A 21,637-nucleotide genomic window follows, 5' to 3' on the forward strand; every position below is an offset into this window, starting at 1 on the left:
GGCCACGCCGGGGCCGGTCTCGGTGGGCGCCGTCTGCTGTCGCGGATCGCTGTGTCGTAGTTGGCAAATGATCGAGGGGGGCGTTCATGAGGCCGAAGGTGACCGTACTCGGGATCGGCGGGTCGACCAGGGCGGGTTCGACCGCGGAAGCCGCACTGCGTGCCGCGCTGACGGCGGCGGAACAGTGCGGGGCCGAGGCCAGGCTGATCGTCGGCCAGGATCTGCAGATGCCGCTCTACGACCCCGCTGAGCGGAAACGTTGCCCGCAGGCCGTCCGACTGATATCGGAGGTCGCCGCAGCCGACGGCATCGTCCTCTCCAGCCCTGCCTACCACGGCAGCATGTCCGGGTTGGTGAAGAACGCGCTCGACCACGTCGAGGAGCTACGCGAGGACGTCCGCCCCTACTTCACTGATCGGCCCGTCGGCTGCATCGCCGTTGGTCAGGGATGGCAGGGTGCGGTGAACACCCTGGCGGCGCTGCGGGACACGGTCTTCGCCCTGCGGGGCTGGCCGACCCCGCTCGGCATCGCGCTGAACACGGCCGACGTCGGCTTTGGGCCGGGTGGGCAGTGTTCCGACGGGCGTCTGCAGGCCCAGTTGGAGACGGTGGCCGAGCAGGTGGTGGCGTTCGCCCGGATGCGACTGGACGTGCTGCTGCCCGCACCACCGCCCGCCGCGTTCGCCGGCGACATGCAGGCCCGCCTCGGTATGGGGCGGTTCGCATGACCGACACGGTTTCCGGCAACCTCGGAGCAAGCGGCGCGGGTGACCGGCGCGCCTCGCCATCGGATGATCATGTGCTGTGGCTGCGGCGCTTCCATCCCGCGCCCGACGCGGCCGTCCGGTTGCTGCTCTGCCCGCATTCCGGCGGCTCGGCCGGCTACTTCCGGGCGCTGTCCGGGGTGCTGTCACCGGTGGTGGAGGCGGTGGCCGTGCAGTACCCCGGGCGTCAGGACCGCCGAGCGGAACCGCTGATCGACGACCTGCGGGAGCTTGCCGCCCGGGTCGTCGACGTACTCGCGGACGAGCCCGGCCCCGTGGCCCTGTTCGGGCACAGCATGGGCGCGCTGCTCGCGTTCGAGCTGGCCCGGCGCCTCGAACACGGGGGCCGGGAGGTCGCCGGCCTGTTCGTGTCCGGTGCCAGAGCCCCCTCGCTGCTCGGCAACGAGGGACTGCACCTGGTCGATGACGCGGAACTCCTCCGGGTCGTCCGCTCCTTGAACGGCACCGAGGCCGAACTCCTCGACGACGAGGAGATCGTCCAGGCGGCGCTGCCACTCGTCCGCAATGACACCCGGGCGGTGGAGACCTACGGCTATCAGGGCACCACCGTGCCCGATCTCAGGTGCCCGATCGTCGCGCTCGTCGGCACCGAGGACCCGCGGGTCGCCGTGGCCGAGGCCGAGAAGTGGCGGGACCACACGTCGGGCCCGTTCACCCTGCACACCTTTCCGGGCGGTCACTTCTACCTGAACTCGTACACCACCGCGCTCGGGCGTCTGATGACCGTGCTACTGACTGGGGTGACCGATGACTGACGTGCACGGTGCGACTGCGGACAACGACGGGTGCATCGCCGTGATCGGCTATGCGTGCCGGCTTCCCAAGGCGCCCGATCCGGACGCGTTCTGGGCACTTCTGCGCACCGGAGGCAGCGGAATCACCGAGATCGTCGATGCCCGACCCGATCTCGTCGAACCGCTGGCCGCCGCAGCCGCCCGCCACCCCGGGCTACGGTGGGGCGGATTCGTCGAGGGCGTCGACCGGTTCGACGCCGGATTCTTCAAGCTGTCGCCGCGCGAGGCCGAGGCGATGGACCCCCGTCAGCGGCTGATGCTCGAACTCGGCTGGGAGGCGATCGAGCACGCCGGCATCCAGCCGGGCGCGCTGGCCGCAACCCCCGTGGGTGTCTTCGTCGGCGCCAGCGGCGACGACTACGCGCGGCTACAGGGATCCCTGGACGAGATCGACCACCGGTCATTCACCGGGCTCAGCAACGGGATGCTGGCGAACCGGCTCTCGTACTTCCTGGGGCTGCGTGGGCCCAGTGTGACGATCGATACCGCGCAGTCCTCCTCGCTCGTCGCCGTGCACACGGCCTGCGCGGCACTGCGCCGGGGGGAGGCCTCGACGGCCCTGGCGGCGGGCGTGAACCTCAACGTCGCCCCGGCGAGTTGGTTGGCCATGGCGGAGCTCGGCGCCCTGTCGCCGGACGGCCGTTGCTTCACCTTCGACGCCCGCGCGAACGGCTTCGTACGGGGCGAGGGCGGTGCGGCGATCCTGCTCAAGCGACTGTCCGACGCCATCGCCGACGCTGATCGGATCCACGCCGTCATCCGCGGGACGGCGGTCAACCACGACGGCGACGGTCGCGGCTTCACCGTACCGAATGTGGAGGCCCAGGCGGAGCTGCTGCGGCTGGCCTGCGTCGACGCCGACGTCGATCCCCGCGACATCCAGTACGTCGAACTCCACGGCACCGGCACCAAGGTGGGGGACCCGATCGAGGCCGCCGCCCTGGGCAGGGTGCTGGGAGCCGGTCGCGGCCCCGCCGAGACGCTGCAGGTCGGATCGGTCAAGACCAACATCGGTCACCTGGAGAGCGCCGCGGGCATCGTCGGCCTGGTCAAGGTCGTCGCCTCGGTCGATCATCGAGAATTGCCGGCGAGCATCAACTTCGAGCGGGCGAATCCGGCTCTCGACCTGACCTCGCGCAACCTGATGGTACGTCAGGACGCAGGAGCCTGGCCGCGACCGGATCGGCCGCTGCTCGCCGGAGTCAGCGCGTTCGGGCTCGGCGGGACCAACTGCCATGTGGTCGTGTCGGACTGGCCCGATACTGCACCGGTCCGGCCGGTGGCGATCCTGACCGAGCCCCGCGCCCTGCTCTGGGTGCTCTCCGGCCGGACCCCCCAGGCGCTCCGGGGCCAAGCCGCACGCCTGCTGGACCGCCTTGACGTGGGCGGCCGGGAATCCCCCGTCGAGCTGGGGTTCTCGCTGGCCACGTCACGCACGGCCTTCGAACACCGGTCGGCGCTGGTCGGGGCGACGAGGGAGGACCTCGTCGCGCAGTTGGCGGCGCTGCGGGACGGGAGCGCCTCGGTGCCGATCGGCAGGCCCGTCGAGGGCGGGCTGGCCTTCCTGTTTCCCGGCCACGAGGCATCAGGCGTGCGTGCGGGAGCGGAGCTGTACACGGAGTTCCCGGCCTTCACCGCCGCCTACGACGCCGTGTGCCGGGAGCTGAACCGGCATCTGGATCGCCCGGTCGAGTCGGTCGCCTTCGCTGCCGACGGGACGGCCGACGCGAGGCTGCTCGACGAGACGCTCTGGGCCCAGTCGTGCCAGTTCGCCTTCGAGGTCGCCCTGTTCCGCCTCTTCGAGTTCTGGGGCATCCGGCCCGACTACGTGCTCGGTCACTCCGCCGGTGAACTCGCCGCCGCCCATGTGGCCGGCGTGTTCTCCCTGGAGGATGCCTGCGCACTGGTCGCGGCCCGCGGCACGCTGATGCAGGCGCTGCCCGACCGGGGCGCGATGTACTCCCTTGAGGCCGGTGAGGCCGAGGTACGGGAGTCGATCGGGCGTGACGCCGCCGGGGTGGACATCGCCGCGGTCAACGGGCCGATGTCCACAGTGATCTCCGGTGACGCCGCCGCGGTGGCCGAGATCGCCCAGTCCTGGGCGGCGCGGGGCAGGACGACCCGCCGCCTGGGGGTGATGCGGGCCTGTCACTCCGCCGACATGGACCCGATCCTGGCGGAGCTCGCCCGTATCGCGGGTGGGCTCACCTTCCGGAAGCCCACGATCCCCATGGTCTCCGCCCTGACCGGTGTGGTGACCGATGACATCCGGGGACCCCGGTACTGGACGCGGCAGGTGCGCGAGACGGTGCGCTTCGCCGACGGCGTCGACAGCCTGTACGCGTCCGGCGTGACCACCTTTCTCGAACTCGGCGTCGCCGGCGCGCTGTCGGCGATGGCGAGCACGGGTGTGGAGGGTCGCCAACCGGATCAGTTCGTCCCGGCGCTGCCGGCCAACGGGGCCGAGGCCGAGGCAATTATGGGCGCGCTGGGCCGGCTGCACCTGCGGGGCCGGTCGCCGGACTGGAACCGCGTGTTCGTCGACGGCAAGCGGGTCGACCTGCCGACGTACGCGTTTCAGCGGGGACGGTACTGGCGTCGTTCGGCTGCTCGTCCTGCCACCGGCGGGGTCCAGGATGCCGCCGTGCAGCAGACCTCGGCGGCCCCGCAGCCCGGGTCGGATCGCAGCCCGGATCTGTTGGAACTGGTCCGCTCGACGGCTGCCGCGCTGTTGGGGCATGAGGGTCCCTGGGCGGTGGAACCCACCCGCGCCTTCAGCGATCTGGGCTTTGACTCCATCATGCTCGAGCAGTTGCTGGGCCGGGTGAACGAAGCCACCGGTCTCACCATGCCCACCACCGTGATGTACGACCACTCCACCGCCGAAGCTCTGGCCCGGTTCGTCGGCGCAGCACTGAGCGGGGCGGCCGTGCAGCCGTCACCGGGTGCGCCTTCGGACCGGCCTGCCGACGAGGATCCCGTCGTGATCGTGGGGATGGGGTGTCGTTTTCCGGGTGGGGTGTCGTCGCCGGAGGAGTTGTGGGAGTTGGTGGTGGGTGGGGGGGATGCGATTGGTGGTTTTCCGTTGGATCGGGGTTGGGATTTGGATGGTCTTTATGATCCGGATCCGGATAGGGCGGGTACGTCTTATGTGCGGTCGGGGGGTTTTTTGGGGGATGTGGCGGGTTTTGATGCGGGGTTTTTTGGGATTTCGCCGCGTGAGGCGTTGGCGATGGATCCGCAGCAGCGGTTGTTTCTGGAGGTTTCGTGGGAGGCGGTGGAGGACGCGGGGATTGATCCGTTGTCGCTGCGTGGTGAGCAGGTGGGCGTCTATGCCGGAGCAATGGGCAACGACTACGGCTCCTCCCTGCACGAGCCCGTCGAGGGTTTCGACGGCTACCAGTTGACCGGCAGCACATCGAGTGTGGTGTCGGGTCGGGTGGCGTATTGCCTGGGGTTGGAGGGGCCGGCGGTGACGGTGGATACGGCGTGTTCGTCGTCGTTGGTGGCGTTGCATTTGGCGGTGCAGTCGTTGCGGGCGGGTGAGTGTTCGATGGCGTTGGCGGGTGGGGTGACGGTGATGCCGCATCCGGGGATGTTCGTGGAGTTCAGCCGGCAGCGGGGGTTGGCCCCGGACGGTCGGTGCAAGGCGTTCGGTGCGGGCGCCGACGGCACCGGTTGGGCCGAGGGTGTCGGGGTGTTGGTGGTGCAGCGGTTGTCGGATGCGCGTCGGGCGGGTCGGCGGGTGTTGGCGGTGGTGCGGGGCAGCGCGGTGAACCAGGACGGCGCCAGCAATGGCCTGTCGGCTCCGAGCGGTGCGGCCCAGCAGCGGGTGATTCGTGGGGCGTTGGCGCGGGCGGGGTTGGGGGCGGGTGAGGTGGATGTGGTGGAGGCGCATGGGACGGGGACGCGGTTGGGGGATCCGATTGAGGCGCAGGCGTTGTTGGCGACGTATGGGCGGGCGGTGGGTCGGGAGGGTCCGTTGTGGTTGGGGTCGTTGAAGTCGAATATTGGGCATGCGCAGGCGGCTGCGGGTGTGGGTGGTGTGATCAAGATGGTGTTGGCGTTGCGGCATGGGGTGTTGCCGCGGACGTTGCATGCGGAGGTGCCGTCGGGGGAGGTGGATTGGTCGTCGGGGCGGGTGGAGTTGTTGACGGCTAATCGGGAGTGGCCGGTGGTGGGGCGTCCGCGTCGGGCGGGTGTGTCGTCGTTCGGGATCAGCGGCACGAACGCACACGTGATCCTCGAGGAAGCACCCGAGGAGGAAATGGCGTCGGCTGTGGGTGGTGGTGTGGTGTCGGGTCGGGTGGTGGTGGGTGCGGATCGTGGGGTGGTGTTGGTGTTTCCGGGTCAGGGTTCGCAGTGGCGGGGGATGGGTGCGGGGTTGTGGGCGGGGAGTGGGGTGTTTCGTGGGGTGGTGGAGGAGTGTGCGCGGGTGTTGGATCCGTTGGTGGGTTTTTCGGTGGTGGATGTGGTGTGTGGGGGGTCGGGTGGTGTGGATGTGGATCGGGTGGATGTGGTGCAGCCGGTGTTGTTTGCGGTGATGGTGGGGTTGGCGCGGGTGTGGGAGTCGTGGGGTGTGCGGGTGGTGGGGGTGGTGGGGCATTCGCAGGGTGAGATTGCGGCGGCGTGTGTGGCGGGGGGTTTGTCGTTGGAGGATGCGGCTCGGGTGGTGGCGTTGCGTTCGCGGGTGTTGCGGGAGTTGTGTGGTGAGGGGTCGATGGTGTCGTTGGGGGTTTCTCGTGCGCGGGTGGAGGAGTTGTTGGGTGGGTGGGGTTTGTTGTCGGTGGCGGCGGTGAATGGGCCTGGTTCGACGGTGGTGTCGGGGCCGGTGGATGAGTTGCGGGGGTTGGTGGCGGAGTGTGAGGGGTTGGGGGTGCGGGCGCGGTGGGTTGCGGTGGATTATGCGTCGCATTCGCGGTTTGTGGAGCGGGTGGAGGGGCGGTTGCGGGTGGAGTTGGCGGGTGTTCGTCCGCGGTCTTGTGGGGTGGCGTTTTATTCGTCGGTGACTGGTGGGTGGTTGGATACTGGGGGGTTGGATGCGGATTATTGGTATAGGAATTTGCGGCAGACGGTGTTGTTTTCGGATGCGGTGGGGGCGGCGGTGGGTGCGGGGGGTGTGGCGTTTGTTGAGGTGAGTGCGCATCCGGTGTTGGTGCCGGCGTTGCAGGAGATTGTGGATGGTGTGGGTGGGGAGTTTGTGGTGGTGGGGTCGTTGCGGCGGGGTGATGGTGGGGTGGATCGGTTGGTGCGTTCGGCGGCCGAGGCATACGCGCGCGGCGTGCACGTCGACTGGACCCGGGTGCCGTCGACGACACCCGTCGGAAACGCGGTCGCGCCGGCGTCGGTGGCGGGTGACGACGGGCAGTCCTTGGGTGTGTGGGTGTTGTCGGGGCGGTCGGTGGGGGCGTTGGGGGAGCAGGCGGGTCGGTTGGCGGGGTTTGTGGGTGGGGTTGGTGCTGGTGTGTCGGTGGGGGATGTGGGGGTGTCGTTGTGGGGTCGGTCGCGGTTTGAGTGTCGGGGGGTGGTGTTGGGGTCGGATCGGGTGTCGTTGTTGGGGGGTTTGGGGGTGTTGGCGGGTGGTGGTGGTGTGGGTGGTGGTGTGGTGTCGGGTCGGGTGGTGGTGGGTGCGGATCGTGGGGTGGTGTTGGTGTTTCCGGGTCAGGGTTCGCAGTGGCGGGGGATGGGTGCGGGGTTGTGGGCGGGGAGTGGGGTGTTTCGTGGGGTGGTGGAGGAGTGTGCGCGGGTGTTGGATCCGTTGGTGGGTTTTTCGGTGGTGGATGTGGTGTGTGGGGGGTCGGGTGGTGTGGATGTGGATCGGGTGGATGTGGTGCAGCCGGTGTTGTTTGCGGTGATGGTGGGGTTGGCGCGGGTGTGGGAGTCGTGGGGTGTGCGGGTGGTGGGGGTGGTGGGGCATTCGCAGGGTGAGATTGCGGCGGCGTGTGTGGCGGGGGGTTTGTCGTTGGAGGATGCGGCTCGGGTGGTGGCGTTGCGTTCGCGGGTGTTGCGGGAGTTGTGTGGTGAGGGGTCGATGGTGTCGTTGGGGGTTTCTCGTGCGCGGGTGGAGGAGTTGTTGGGTGGGTGGGGTTTGTTGTCGGTGGCGGCGGTGAATGGGCCTGGTTCGACGGTGGTGTCGGGGCCGGTGGATGAGTTGCGGGGGTTGGTGGCGGAGTGTGAGGGGTTGGGGGTGCGGGCGCGGTGGGTTGCGGTGGATTATGCGTCGCATTCGCGGTTTGTGGAGCGGGTGGAGGGGCGGTTGCGGGTGGAGTTGGCGGGTGTTCGTCCGCGGTCTTGTGGGGTGGCGTTTTATTCGTCGGTGACTGGTGGGTGGTTGGATACTGGGGGGTTGGATGCGGATTATTGGTATAGGAATTTGCGGCAGACGGTGTTGTTTTCGGATGCGGTGGGGGCGGCGGTGGGTGCGGGGGGTGTGGCGTTTGTTGAGGTGAGTGCGCATCCGGTGTTGGTGCCGGCGTTGCAGGAGATTGTGGATGGTGTGGGTGGGGAGTTTGTGGTGGTGGGGTCGTTGCGGCGGGGTGATGGTGGGGTGGATCGGTTGGTGCGTTCGGCGGCTGAGGCGTTTGTGTGTGGTGTGGAGGTGGATTGGGGTCGGGTGTTGCCTGCGGGGCGTGTGGTGGGGTTGCCGACGTATCCCTTCCAACACCAGCGCTACTGGCCGGCGAACACCGGCCGGACCGGCGACGCGTCGCGCTGGGGCGCGCTGGCGTCGTCCCATCCACTGCTGGGTCTGGGCATGGAGCTGGCGGGCCCGGGTGGCGTCGTCTTCACCGCACGGCTGTCGCTGCGATCCCACGGGTGGCTCGCCGACCACGCGGTGCTGGGCTCGGTCCTGCTGCCGGGTACGGCCTTCGTTGATCTGGCAGTGTGCGCCGGTGACCAGTTGGGGTGCGACGTGCTGCGGGAGCTGACCCTGCAGAGTCCGCTGCTGCTGCCCGAGCAGGGTGCGATGGTCGTACAGGTCTCGGTCGCGGGTGCCGATGAGCAGGGCGAGCACCGCGTCAGTGTGCACGCCCGCCCGGACACGACGCCGGAACAGGAATGGACCCTGCACGCCACCGGCATCCTCGCCGCCGAGGGCCAGGTCGCCGCCGAACCGTCCCCGGTCTGGTCCACGGCCGGCGCGGAGCAGCTCGTGGACGGTGCCGACGTGGCGTCCTTCTACGAGCAACGGGCATCTGCGGGGTACGAGTACGGGCCGGCGTTCCGGGGCGTACGAGGGATCTGGCGTACGGGAGACACGGTGCTGGTGGAGGTCGGACTACCCGAGCAACCGGTCAGCGGCGACGGGTTCGGCATCCATCCGGCGGTGCTGGACGCGGTGTTGCACGCGATAGGCGCGGGTGGCTGGTTCCCCGACGACGTACCGCGGCTGCCGTTCGTGTGGTCGGGGGTGCGCCTGCACGCTACCGGGGCGCGCGAGGTCCGGGCCCGGATCACCCTCGTCGGTGAGGACGCGGTGTGTCTGCAGGTGACGGATCTCGTCGGGGGGCCGGTGCTGAGCGTGGACGCCCTGGTGCTGCGTCCGATCCGCACCGACAGCCTGCCCAGCGGCACGTCGCCCGCCGGGGCCGACCTGTACCGCCTGCAGTGGCCGGAGATCGCCCTGCCCACCCCGCTTCTCGCCGGGGAGTGGGCCGTCGTCGGTGGCCTGGATCCCGCCGTGGTGGGCGGCAAAGCGGCGCTGCGGTCCTGGAACTCGGTCGCGGAACTGGCCGATGCCGTCACCTCCGGGCTGACCCCCGCCCCTGCGGTGACCGTGCTGGCGTTGCCGACGGCCCCCGGACCCGACGGGGTCGGTTTCGTGCAGGATGTGCGGGATGCGGTGCGGGAGTGGCTCCACCGCACCTGTTGGGCGACGGGACGACTGCTCGTACTCACCCGCGGTGCGATCGCCGTGGACGCCGGTGACGTCATCGAGAATCCCGACACCGCCGGGGCCTGGGGCCTGCTGCGTTCGGTCCAGCAGGAGGACGCGAGCGACCGCATCCTGCTGGTGGACAGCGACAGCTGTTCCCTGGGTCTGCTTCCTGCGGCGGCCTCGGTGGCCGGGGAACCGCAACTGGCTCTGCGGCGGCACACCGTGCGTGCCGCCCGACTCGCCCCGGCCGACCAGGCGCTCAAGCTGCCGAGGGAAGGCGAGTGGCGGCTGGAGGCGTCCGAGCGGGGAACGCTGGACGGTCTCACCCTCGCCGCCCACCCCGGCACCGGCGACCGCCTCATGCCGGGGCAGATCCGGGTGCGCACGCGGGCCGTGGGGATCAACTTCCGGGACGTGGTGGTCTCCCTCGGCCTGGTGCCGCACCTCGAGGGCGTGGGCATCGAGATGTCGGGAGAGGTGATCGAGGTCGGTCCGGATGTCCCGGGCCTGAGCGCGGGCGACCGGGTGATGGGGATCGTTGCGGGCGGCGCCGGCTCGGTCGTGGTGACGGATGCCCGCCTGGTGGTGCCGATGCCGAACGGGTGGTCGTGGGAGACGGCGGCCGGAGTGCCGGTCGTGTTTCTGACCGCCTGGTATGCGCTGGTGGAGCTGGGCCGGGTGCGAGCCGGCGAGACGGTACTGGTCCACGCAGCCGCCGGCGGGGTCGGGCTGGCGGCGGTGCAGATCGCGCACCGGCTCGGGGCGCGCGTGCTGGGGACCGCGAGTGAAGGCAAGTGGGAGGTGGTGCGGGAAGCTGGGGTCGCCGACGGCGACGTGTTCTCGTCGCGGACCCTGGACTTCGCGCAGGGAGGGTTGGCCGCGACGCAGGGGCGCGGCGTGGACGTCGTGCTGAATTCGCTGACCGGCCCGTTCGCGGACGCGTCGCTACGGCTGGCCGCGGCCGGGAGCGGTGGCCGGTTCGTCGAACTGGGCAAGACCGATCTCCGCGACCCCGACCAGGTCGCGGCCTCGTACCCGGGCGTCTGGTACCGGGCCTTCGATCTGCTGGCGTTGGACCCGGAGTTGCTGCGGGAGATGCTGACCCGGCTGGTCGACCTGTTCGACCAGGGTCTGCTGTCGCCGCTGCCGATCACCGTGTGGGACGCCAGGCGCACGCCGGAGGCGTTGCGGTACGTCAGCCAGGCCCGGCATGTGGGCAAGGTCGTGCTGCGGATGCCTCGCCCGATGAACCCCGAGGGAACGGTGGTGCTGACGGGGGGCACCGGGACGCTGGGCGCGATCCTGTCCCGCCACCTGGTCGCCGAGCACGGGGTGCGGCACCTCCTGCTGCTTGGCCGCCGTGGTGTGGACGCGCCCGACGCCCCGCGGCTGGTGGCCGATTTGACGGCCCTGGGTGCCCACGTCGACGTGGTGTCGTGCGACGTGGCAGACCGCACGGCGCTGGCCGCGGCGCTGGACGGGGTCGCGACCGAGCATCCCGTGACCGCGGTGGTGCACGCTGCCGGAGTGCTTGACGACGGTCTGCTCATGACGTTGAGTGACGCGCAGGTGCGACGGGTACTGGCGGCGAAGTCGGTCGCCGCGTGGCATCTGCACGAACTCACCCAGGACATGGACCTGGCGGGCTTTCTCCTGTTCTCGTCTGCGGTGGCCACGTTCGGCAACGCGGGTCAGGGAAACTACGCGGCGGCGAACGCGATCCTGGACGCGCTGGCACAGCAGCGTCACCTGCGGGGACTGCCCACGGTGTCGCTCGGCTGGGGCCTGTGGGAGCAGGCCAGTGAGATGACCGGGGGCATGACCGACGCCGACCGGACCCGGATGGCGCGGTCCGGCCTGCGCCCGCTGACCACCGATCAGGCGTTGGCCCTGCTCGACCAGGCGCTGGCGGCACCTCTGCCGCACGTGCTGCCGCTGCCCAGGCCCGTCCCGGCGGCGGGTGCCCCGGTGCCGTCGTTGCTGCGTGACCTGATCCGCGTCCGGCAGCAGCGCCCGGCCGCCGCAGCCGCCGGCCGGGGCGACGAGACCAGCCTGCGGGGACGGCTGACGGCGCTGACCCCGGCAGAACAGCAGGCTCTGTTGCTCAACCTGGTCACGACCGAGGCCGCCACCGTCCTCGGCCACACCACCACCGTCAATTCCCAGAGACCCTTCAAGGATCTCGGCTTCGACTCCCTCACCTCGGTCGAGCTGCGCAATCGTCTCGCGGGTGCGACCGGCCTCTCGCTGCCGCCCACGCTCGTCTTCCGATATCCGACCCCGGCTGCTCTCGCCGCCCACCTGGCGGGCGAGCTAATCGGGGAAACGGCAGGGGACGCCGAGGCGGACGAGGTCGATCTCATGACGCAGTTCGGCCACTGGGAGTCGTCCTGGTCGGACGCCGAGTTGCCGGACGAACTCCGCCAGCAGTTGTCGCAACGGTTGCGGCGGGCCCTGCTACGACTCGATTCCGTCGACGAGGACGGTGCGGGCGTCTCGGATTCAGACACCGAGATGTTTGCGATGCTCGACCGCGAACTGGGAATCGGCTGAGCCTTTCCTCTCGCTTTCCCGTCCCGATGTGGGGGTAGTTTCATGGCCGCGACAGAACAGAAGCTCCGCGATTATCTGCAGCTCGTCACCGCAGATCTGCGGGAGACGCGTCAGCAACTGGAGTCGACGCGTGCGGCGGCAGCGGAGCCGATCGTGATCGTGGGGATGGGGTGTCGTTTTCCGGGTGGGGTGTCGTCGCCGGAGGAGTTGTGGGAGTTGGTGGTGGGTGGGGGGGATGCGATTGGTGGTTTTCCGTTGGATCGGGGTTGGGATTTGGATGGTCTTTATGATCCGGATCCGGATAGGGCGGGTACGTCTTATGTGCGGTCGGGGGGTTTTTTGGGGGATGTGGCGGGTTTTGATGCGGGGTTTTTTGGGATTTCGCCGCGTGAGGCGTTGGCGATGGATCCGCAGCAGCGGTTGTTTCTGGAGGTTTCGTGGGAGGCGGTGGAGGACGCGGGGATTGATCCGTTGTCGCTGCGTGGTGAGCAGGTGGGTGTGTATAGCGGTGTTATTTCCCAGGAGTATGCCTCGCTGAGGTCGGGGTCGCAGGAGGATCTTCAGGGGTATCTGCTGACCGGGAACACTTTGAGTGTGGTGTCGGGTCGGGTGGCGTATTGCCTGGGGTTGGAGGGGCCGGCGGTGACGGTGGATACGGCGTGTTCGTCGTCGTTGGTGGCGTTGCATTTGGCGGTGCAGTCGTTGCGGGCGGGTGAGTGTTCGATGGCGTTGGCGGGTGGGGTGACGGTGATGCCGCATCCGGGGACGTTCGTGGAGTTCAGCCGGCAGCGCGGGCTGGCCCCGGACGGCCGGTGCAAGGCGTTCGGCGCGGGCGCCGACGGGTTCGGTCCCGCTGAGGGTGTCGGTGTCCTGGTGGTGCAGCGGTTGTCGGATGCGCGTCGGGCGGGTCGGCGGGTGTTGGCGGTGGTGCGGGGCAGCGCGGTGAACCAGGACGGTGCGAGTAACGGCTTGACCGCGCCCAACGACCTCGCGCAGCAGCGGGTGATTCGTGGGGCGTTGGCGCGGGCGGGGTTGGGGGCGGGTGAGGTGGATGTGGTGGAGGCGCATGGGACGGGGACGCGGTTGGGGGATCCGATTGAGGCGCAGGCGTTGTTGGCGACGTATGGGCGGGCGGTGGGTCGGGAGGGTCCGTTGTGGTTGGGGTCGTTGAAGTCGAATGTTGGGCATGCGCAGGCGGCTGCGGGTGTGGGTGGTGTGATCAAGATGGTGTTGGCGTTGCGGCATGGGGTGTTGCCGCGGACGTTGCATGCGGAGGTGCCGTCGGGGGAGGTGGATTGGTCGTCGGGGCGGGTGGAGTTGTTGACGGCTAATCGGGAGTGGCCGGTGGTGGGGCGTCCGCGTCGGGCGGGTGTGTCGTCGTTCGGGATCAGCGGCACGAACGCACACGTGATCCTCGAAGAAGCACCCGAAGAAGAGGTAGCGGCGTCGACGGCGGGTGACGCTGCGCAGCCTGCGGGTGCGCGGCCGTCTGACGCGGTGGTCCTGCCGCCGGGTGCGGGTGTGTGGGTGTTGTCGGGGCGGTCGGTGGGGGCGTTGGGGGAGCAGGCGGGTCGGTTGGCGGGGTTTGTGGGTGGGGTTGGTGCTGGTGTGTCGGTGGGGGATGTGGGGGTGTCGTTGTGGGGTCGGTCGCGGTTTGAGTTTCGGGGGGTGGTGTTGGGGTCGGATCGGGTGTCGTTGTTGGGGGGGTTGGGGGTGTTGGCGGGTGGTGGTGGTGTGGGTGGTGGTGTGGTGTCGGGTCGGGTGGTGGTGGGTGCGGATCGTGGGGTGGTGTTGGTGTTTCCGGGTCAGGGTTCGCAGTGGCGGGGGATGGGTGCGGGGTTGTGGGCGGGGAGTGGGGTGTTTCGTGGGGTGGTGGAGGAGTGTGCGCGGGTGTTGGATCCGTTGGTGGGTTTTTCGGTGGTGGATGTGGTGTGTGGGGGGTCGGGTGGTGTGGATGTGGATCGGGTGGATGTGGTGCAGCCGGTGTTGTTTGCGGTGATGGTGGGGTTGGCGCGGGTGTGGGAGTCGTGGGGTGTGCGGGTGGTGGGGGTGGTGGGGCATTCGCAGGGTGAGATTGCGGCGGCGTGTGTGGCGGGGGGTTTGTCGTTGGAGGATGCGGCTCGGGTGGTGGCGTTGCGTTCGCGGGTGTTGCGGGAGTTGTGTGGTGAGGGGTCGATGGTGTCGTTGGGGGTTTCTCGTGCGCGGGTGGAGGAGTTGTTGGGTGGGTGGGGTTTGTTGTCGGTGGCGGCGGTGAATGGGCCTGGTTCGACGGTGGTGTCGGGGCCGGTGGATGAGTTGCGGGGGTTGGTGGCGGAGTGTGAGGGGTTGGGGGTGCGGGCGCGGTGGGTTGCGGTGGATTATGCGTCGCATTCGCGGTTTGTGGAGCGGGTGGAGGGGCGGTTGCGGGTGGAGTTGGCGGGTGTTCGTCCGCGGTCTTGTGGGGTGGCGTTTTATTCGTCGGTGACTGGTGGGTGGTTGGATACTGGGGGGTTGGATGCGGATTATTGGTATAGGAATTTGCGGCAGACGGTGTTGTTTTCGGATGCGGTGGGGGCGGCGGTGGGTGCGGGGGGTGTGGCGTTTGTTGAGGTGAGTGCGCATCCGGTGTTGGTGCCGGCGTTGCAGGAGATTGTGGATGGTGTGGGTGGGGAGTTTGTGGTGGTGGGGTCGTTGCGGCGGGGTGATGGTGGGGTGGATCGGTTGGTGCGTTCGGCGGCTGAGGCGTTTGTGTGTGGTGTGGAGGTGGATTGGGGTCGGGTGTTGCCTGCGGGGCGTGTGGTGGGGTTGCCGACGTATCCCTTCCAACACCAGCGCTACTGGGCATCAGCGCCGAACCCCCGGGTTGCCGACGCGGCTCCCCGGTCCCGGCCCGCCGACGTCGCCGAGGAGTTCTGGGGCGCGGTGGAGCGGGGCGACGCGGACGCGCTGGGCGTCGCGCTGGGCGTTGGCGCGGACACCCCCCTGCGTGAGCTGGTGCCGGCGCTGTCGGCCTGGCGCCGGCGTCGCGACCAGGAAGCGGTGATTGACCGGTGGTGCTACCAGGTGACCTGGCGCGCTCTGCCGTCCCGGCAGGGCAGGGCTGCGCCGGGGCGTTGGACGGTGGTCGTGCCCAAGGGGGTCGCCACGGCACAGCAGATCGCCGACCGGATCGCCGACGTCCTGACCGGCGGCGGGGATCGCGCACGGGTGCTGGAACTTGACGCCGCGGCCCCCGACCGACCCGGGTGGACGATGCTGCTGAGCAGTTGTATCGACGGCGACACCACCGGAGTCGTCTCGCTGCTCGCCATGAACGACGAGGGCGTGGCCGGAGTGGGAGTCAGGGTCGGGGTCGGGGTGATGGCGACGGCGGTGCTGATGCAGGCCGTGCTGGACACCGGCCGCGCGCTGCGGGTCTGGGCGTTGACGCAGGGGGCGGTCGGTACCGGCGTCGGCGATCCGGTGCAGGACCCGATACAGGCCCAGACGTGGGGGGCGGGGCGGGCGATGGCACTGGAACTCCCCTCCCTGTGGGGCGGACTGATCGACCTCCCGAGGGACGCCACGGACAGGGTGATCACGCGTGACCTCGCCGCTCTGCTCGACGGCAACCACGGTGAGGACCAGATCGCGCTGCGCAGCGACGGCGCGTACGGACGCCGCCTGGTACGCGCCCGCCGTAGCGGAACCGCCGGGGAGCCGGGTGCCTGGCGTCCTTCCGGGACGGTCCTGATCACCGGCGGTACGGGCGGCCTGGGCGCGCACGTCGCACGCTGGCTGGCCGCGCACGGCGCCGAGCACCTTGTGTTGGTCAGCCGCCGCGGCCCGGACGCTGCCGGGGTGGACCGGTTGACGGCCGAACTCGAACAGCTGGGTGCCCGTGTGACGATCGCCGGCTGCGACATCGCCGACCGTACGGCACTGGCCGGACTCCTGACCGGGCTGCGTACCTCGGGCGAGGTGATCCGCACCGTCGTCCATGCCGCCGGGGTGGCCTCCTACAACCTGGTCAAGGACCTTGATCCGGGCGAGCACACGCAGGTGATGGCCGCGAAGGTCGAGGGTGCCGTCCTGTTGGACGAGCTGCTCGCCGACACGCCGCTCGACGCGTTTGTGCTCTTCTCCTCCAATGCGGGCGTATGGGGCAGTGCGACCCTGTCGCTCTATGCGGCAGGGAACGCCTTCCTCGACGGCTTCGCCGAGTGGCGTCGAGCACGGGGCCGGCCGGCCACCTCCGTTGCCTGGGGAGCCTGGGGCGGTGCCGGGATGGTCGAGGAGACGGGCACCGGTGAACTGCTCCAGCGGCAGGGCGTGCGGGAGATGGATCCGGACCTGGCGATTGCCGCCCTGGTCCGCGCGATCGAGCACGACGAGCAGTTCCTGGCTGTCGCCGACATCGACTGGGAGTCCTTCGCGCCGATCTTCACCACCCACCGGCAGAGCCCGCTGCTCGGTGAGATCGAAGACGCGCGTGAGGCGATCGAGTCACTTCTCACGGCGGGAGCCGCCGGCAAGGAGACGACGGAGTTCGGTGACGGTCTGCGCTCCTCGGATCCGGAGGAACTCTTCCGCGCCGTGTCGGGGCTGGTTCGGGAGAGCGTGGCGGCGGTCCTGGGCTTCGGCTCGCCGGACGGACCCGAGGCCGAACGGAACTTCCGGGAGTTGGGATTCGACTCGTTGACGGCCGTGCAGCTGCGGAATCGCCTGAACACGGCGACGGGCCTGCGGTTGCCGGCGGGAGTGGTCTTCGATCACTCGAACGCGGCGGCCCTGGCGCGGTTCGTCTGCGCCGCGCTGGCCGAGCGCGTGCCCGCGCCGTAGCGGTAGCCGGCCTCGTACCTGCTCACCAGCGGTGCCGTGCCCGTTCGGCGGGTGGCACATCGGGCTCGGCCGTCCCGATGAGCGGCATCGCATCGTCGCGCCTCGTGGCCGCCCGGAGGTCGGGAACTGGTCTCCGTCGCGCCCCGCCCGGTCCATCGGCTGGTGCCACCGGACCGGACGGGGCGGCCGGGTCAACGGGGCGTACGCCGCGTCTTCGGCAGGTCGTACTGGTCGGCGGCCTTGCAGTCCTTCTGCCCGCCGATCGCCCGTGGACCCAGCCGGTCGAGTTCCGCGCGGGCCCGGGCGCGGCCCAGGTTCCAGGCGTACCACGGGTCCGGCTCGGCGAGGTCGTCGTCGATCCAGCTCAGCGTGCAGCGGCGGACCCGGTCCGGCAGGTTGGCCAGGGCGGGCGTGGCGTCGGCGGAGAGCGCCCGCAGGTACCAGGCGTCGATCTTGCCGGTCTCCTCGTAGCGGGTGATGTTGCGGCGGGCCGCGTAGTCCTCCGGGTTGAGCACGGCCAGGCTGAGCAGCATCACCACGGCCAGGCCGACGGTGGCGCCGGGGATCCAGCGACCCCGCCACCGCACCCCCGCCACCAGGATCATCAGGAAGACCGCGCCGAGCAGCAGCTCGAAGGCCATCACGAAGATCCGCTCACCGGTGAAGCTGTAGACCTTCTGGTAGGTGTACATCCGGGACAGCGCCGACACCACGATCACCACGCTGAGCGCGCTGAGCAGCCCGAGCAGGACCCGCAGCAGGACCCGTTCGACGCGGGTCTCCCGGCGTGCCCACCGGCTGACCCCGCCCAGCACCGCCACGGTCAGCAGCGTCACCACGGTCAGCTGCCAGAACCCGCTGCGGGCGTACTCGGCGTAGCTCAGGCCGGCGGTGCGTAGGACGTGCCGCTGGCCGCCGAAGAGCACGGTGAACTGCACCGCGACGAAGCCGACGAAGAGCAGCGTCAGGGCGGCGATGGCCGGGGCCCACTCCAGCGTCCCCCACCGGCGTCGGCCCTCCCGGTCGACCGTCGACAGGTCCGGCGGGGCGGCCAGGGCGTAGGTGGCGGCGACCGCGATCAGCCCACCCACCGCGGCCAGGAAGAGCCACCGGATCACCGTGCCGACGTTGATCTCGGGCACGATCGTGCCGAGGACCTGGTGGAAGGCGGCGTCGGCGGAGGAGAGCAGCAGCCCGAAGACGAGCAGCACCACGGCGGTGGCGACGACCGAGCCGACGACCCGGGGCACCAACTGGCCGGAGCCGGTGGTGCTCACGTGCCGGCGTACCCAGGGCAGCCCGCGCAGTGCCGCGAGTGGGGCCGCGACCAGGCTGAACAGGATCGAGCGGACCTGTCTGCCGCCTATGATGGCCAGCGTCGCGCAGCCCAGCGCCCCGAGCACGCAGAAGGTCACCAGCCACCAGGCGTTGCGGAAGGCCAGTACGGCCAGCAAGGCCAGCGCGCCCACCGCCCAGCCGCCCCGGATCAGGCGGTCGGTGCGGGTCAGCGCCCCGGCGCTGCGGCGGACCGCGGCGACCACCCCGACGGTCAGGATCAGCCAGCCGAGGAACCAGCCGATGCCGGTACGGCTCAGTGGCACGAAGAACGCCACGCCCAGCGCGCCGGCCAGGACCGCTGCCGGCACCGCCCACCCGGTGGCGGGCCGGGGACCGGGCCACCGGGTGGTGAGGAACGACGGCGGGGGTGGGGTCGGGCGCCAGTCCACCGGCGGGCCACCCCAGTGTGGTGCCGGTTGCCCACCGGTCGCGGGTCGCCCGGGACCGGGCGTCGCCGGCTGGCCGGCACCGGGTGCTGTCGGCTGGCCGGTGCCGGGAGTCGCGGGTTGGCCGGTGCCGGGTACTGCCGTTTGGCCGGTGCGGGGTGTTGCCGTCTGGTCGGTGCCGGGTGCCGTTTGGCCGGTACCGGGCGTTGCCGGCTGGCCGGCGTCGGCAGCCGGGGGTTGGTCGGCGCCGGGCGCTGCCGCGGTCGGTGGGGTCGAGGGGCCACCGGCCGTGGCTGCGGCGCTGCGCGGTGCCGGGACGGTCGCCGGTCGACCGGGCCCGCCGACCGCCGACCCGCCGACCGCCGACCCGCCGACCGCCGACCCGCCGACCGCCGTCGCCGACGGGGCAGCGGAGGCCGGCCCGGCCGGGTTGTCGCCGGTCGGCACGGTGGGGTCGCCGTCACCGCGACCGGCCGGCGCGACGGCGGGCGGGCCTGCGGGGGCCGGGTCGGCGCTGCCCGCCGGGGTGGCTGCGGCTGCCGGGGTGGCTGCGGCGACCGGCACCAGGGGCAGGAAGATGGCGTACCCGACGGTGCCGTCGGGGATCTGGACCGGGATGGCCCACCCGGGCTCACCCTCCCGACCGGGCCACCTGATGGCCGGCGGCACCCCCTCCAGGGCAGGCATGGTCAGCAGGTACGGCATCCCGGCGGCGGGCGGGGACCCGGGCGGCGGTGGGCTGCCCGCCGGGGAGTCTGACGTCGGCTCCGGCTCGGACACGGTGTGCTCCTTGATACGGGAAGTGCGGTCACTGTAGAGCGAACCGGTCCCCGCTGCGGCCCCGTCACCGGCACGGCGCGTCGGATCGTCGAACCTTTACCCGCCCGCATCCGTACCAAGGGCGGGAGGTCGACCAGATGACCGTACGCCGAACGTTCGCCGCGCTCGCGGTCGTGGCGGTGACCGTGCTGCTCGATGCGGCTCCTGCCGCCGCGCACGGCGCACCGACCAGCCCGCTGAGCCGTTCGGCGGCCTGTGGCCCGGAGGGGCCGCACGTCTCGACGCCGGCCTGCCTGGCCGCGGTGTCGGCGGGCGCGGCGCTGCGCGAGTGGGACAACATCCGGGTGTACGGCGTCGCCGGCCGGGACCGGGAACGCATCCCCGACGGCGAGCTGTGCAGCGGCGGGCTCTCCGCCTACCGGGGGCTGGACCTGGCGCGGGCCGACTGGCCGGCGACGGAGCTGACCGCCGGGGCGAAGTACACGTTCCGCTACCGGGGCACCATCCCGCACAAGGGCACGTTCCGGCTGTACACCACCCGCTCCGGTTACGACCCGCGGACCCCGTTGCGCTGGGCCGACCTCGACACGATCCCGTTCCTGTCGGTGACCGACCCGCCGCTGCGCGACGGGTCGTACCAGATGCCGGGGCGGTTGCCCGCCGGGTTGACCGGTCGGCACCTGATCTACACGGTGTGGCAGAACTCCGACACCCCGGACACCTACTACTCCTGCTCCGACGTGCTGTTCCGGGCGGCGGGCAGCGTGCTGGCGGCCACCCCGACGGACACCGCCCCGACCCCGTCGCCGACCGTGGCGAGCGACGCCCCGGCGACCGGTGCCGACCCGGCCCCGGCGGCCTCCACCGACGCCACCTCGGACGTCGGCGGGTCCGTCGGCGCGGGGGAGGAGGCCGGCGTGCCGGTGGCGTCCGTGACCCAGGTCGGGGGCGGCAACATGCGGCTGGTGGTGGGCGCGGCGGCGGTGGTGACCGTGCTGCTGGTGGCGCTGGTGGCGACCCGGCTGCGCCGACCGGCACCCGTTCCGCCCGGCCGCCCGTGTGGCGTCCGCAACCACCGCGCCGGCCGCCGCCGCATCTGGTGAGGCCCACCCGGCTCGCATGACCACACAGTTTCGCCGAAGTTGCGGTATCCCGGCGCGCGGATACCGCAACTTCGGCCCACAAGCGCGGCCCACCGGGGCGCGGGAGAGTGGGCGGTCAGGCGAGGAGGCGATCGATCTCGGTCAGCTCGTCGGGGGTGAAGTCGAGGTGGCGTACGGCGGCGACGTTGCCCTCCAACTGGGCCACGCTGCTCGCCCCGATGATCAGGCTGGTCATCCGGGGGTCGCGCAGCGCCCAGGCGAGTGCGAGCTGGGCCAGCGTCTGCCCGCGCCGCTCGGCGATCCCGGCGAGGCCCCGGATGGTGGCCAGCTTCTCCCCGGTCACGTCGTTCTCGTTGAGGAAGACGCTGGTGCGCGCCCGGGAGTCCGCGGGGATGCCGTCGAGGTAGCGGTCGGTGAGCAGCCCCTGGGCCAGCGGACTGTAGGCGATGCAGCCCGCGCCGACCTCGGCCAGCGTGTCGAGCAACCCGTCGGCCTCGGTCCACCGGTTGAACATCGAGTACGACGGTTGGTTGATCAGCAGCGGCGTACCCAGGTCACGCAGGATCGCGGCGGCCCGCGCGGTCTGCTCCGAGTCGTAGTTGGAGACGCCGACGTAGAGCGCCCGGCCGGACCGGACGATGGCGTCCAGCGCACCCATCGTCTCCTCCAGCGGGGTGTCCGGGTCGAAGCGGTGGGAGTAGAAGATGTCGACGTAGTCCAGGCCCATCCGCCGCAGCGACTGGTCCAGCGACGAGATCAGGTTCTTCCGGGAGCCCCACTCGCCGTACGGGCCGGGCCACATCAGGTAGCCGGCCTTGCTGGACACCACCAGTTCGTCCCGGTACGGCCTGAGGTCGGTGGCGAGCAGCCGGCCGAACGCCTCCTCCGCCGCGCCGGGCGGCGGACCGTAGTTGTTGGCCAGGTCGAAGTGGGTGACGCCGAGGTCGAACGCCCGGCGGACGATGTCCCGCTGGCGTGCGAACGGGCGGTCCGGCCCGAAGTTGTGCCACAGCCCGAGCGAGATGGCGGGCAGCCGCAGGCCACTGCGCCCACTGCGGCGGTAGGTCAACTGGTCGTAGCGGTCGTCCGCGGCGAGGTAGGTCACGCCGTCGACCCTAACCCCGCCCCCGACCGGACGTTCTCCCTGCTCGGGGCGACGGGGTGCCGGCGAACCCGGTCGGCCGCCGGCCGCACCGCGGGCCCACCCGCCGGCCCCGGA

At 70.7% G+C, this 21,637-nt stretch carries 6 protein-coding genes and 1 pseudogene; 5 read left to right on the plus strand and 2 right to left on the minus strand.

What is annotated here, in order from left to right; genetic code table 11:
- Window positions 1-86 precede the first annotated feature (86 nt).
- The 4 genes and pseudogenes from ACQP1S_RS05405 to ACQP1S_RS05420 form a co-directional block, all read left to right on the plus strand.
- Entirely contained in the window at window positions 87-728 is a 642-nt protein-coding gene (locus ACQP1S_RS05405) for an NADPH-dependent FMN reductase (RefSeq protein ID WP_091248576.1), read from the plus strand.
- Window positions 725-1,540 carry a thioesterase II family protein gene (locus ACQP1S_RS05410; RefSeq protein WP_432903650.1) on the plus strand — a complete coding sequence of 272 codons (816 nt, stop codon included), beginning with the start codon at window positions 725-727 and terminating at the stop codon, window positions 1,538-1,540. The genes ACQP1S_RS05405 and ACQP1S_RS05410 overlap by 4 nt, the downstream gene beginning before the upstream one ends.
- Window positions 1,533-12,011: an SDR family NAD(P)-dependent oxidoreductase gene (locus ACQP1S_RS05415; protein ID WP_432903653.1), complete on the plus strand. Its 10,479-nt coding sequence runs from the start codon at window positions 1,533-1,535 to the stop codon at window positions 12,009-12,011. Before ACQP1S_RS05410 ends, ACQP1S_RS05415 begins: the two co-directional genes overlap by 8 nt.
- Before the next feature lie 54 nt (window positions 12,012-12,065).
- Window positions 12,066-16,793 (plus strand): annotated as a pseudogene (locus ACQP1S_RS05420) (type I polyketide synthase); the annotation flags it as partial.
- Window positions 16,794-17,002: 209 nt separating this feature from the next.
- Here the strand turns inward: ACQP1S_RS05420 and ACQP1S_RS05425 are convergent.
- Entirely contained in the window at window positions 17,003-19,315 is a 2,313-nt protein-coding gene (locus ACQP1S_RS05425; RefSeq protein ID WP_432903656.1) for a DUF4153 domain-containing protein, read from the minus strand.
- 137 nt (window positions 19,316-19,452) lie between these two features.
- Here ACQP1S_RS05425 and ACQP1S_RS05430 point away from each other — a divergent pair, with 137 nt between their 5' ends.
- On the plus strand, window positions 19,453-20,418 hold the full coding sequence (locus ACQP1S_RS05430) for a lytic polysaccharide monooxygenase auxiliary activity family 9 protein (protein WP_432903659.1): 966 nt from the start codon (window positions 19,453-19,455) through the stop codon (window positions 20,416-20,418).
- A gap of 115 nt (window positions 20,419-20,533) precedes the next feature.
- Here the strand turns inward: ACQP1S_RS05430 and mgrA are convergent, their stop codons facing one another.
- On the minus strand, window positions 20,534-21,523 hold the full coding sequence (gene mgrA, locus ACQP1S_RS05435; protein WP_091251413.1) for an L-glyceraldehyde 3-phosphate reductase: 990 nt from the start codon (window positions 21,521-21,523) through the stop codon (window positions 20,534-20,536).
- Between the last annotated feature and the right edge of the window lie 114 nt (window positions 21,524-21,637).

The sequence above is a fragment of the Micromonospora matsumotoense genome (genome assembly GCF_050951065.1).
GTDB classification, from domain to species: domain Bacteria; phylum Actinomycetota; class Actinomycetes; order Mycobacteriales; family Micromonosporaceae; genus Micromonospora; species Micromonospora matsumotoensis.

Coding starts and splice junctions, on each gene's coding strand:
- ACQP1S_RS05405 (WP_091248576.1), top strand. CDS start 87: ATGAGGCCGAAGGTGACCGTACTCGGGATCGGCGGGTCGACCAGGGCG.
- ACQP1S_RS05410 (WP_432903650.1), top strand. CDS start 725: ATGACCGACACGGTTTCCGGCAACCTCGGAGCAAGCGGCGCGGGTGAC.
- ACQP1S_RS05415 (WP_432903653.1), top strand. CDS start 1,533: ATGACTGACGTGCACGGTGCGACTGCGGACAACGACGGGTGCATCGCC.
- ACQP1S_RS05430 (WP_432903659.1), top strand. CDS start 19,453: ATGACCGTACGCCGAACGTTCGCCGCGCTCGCGGTCGTGGCGGTGACC.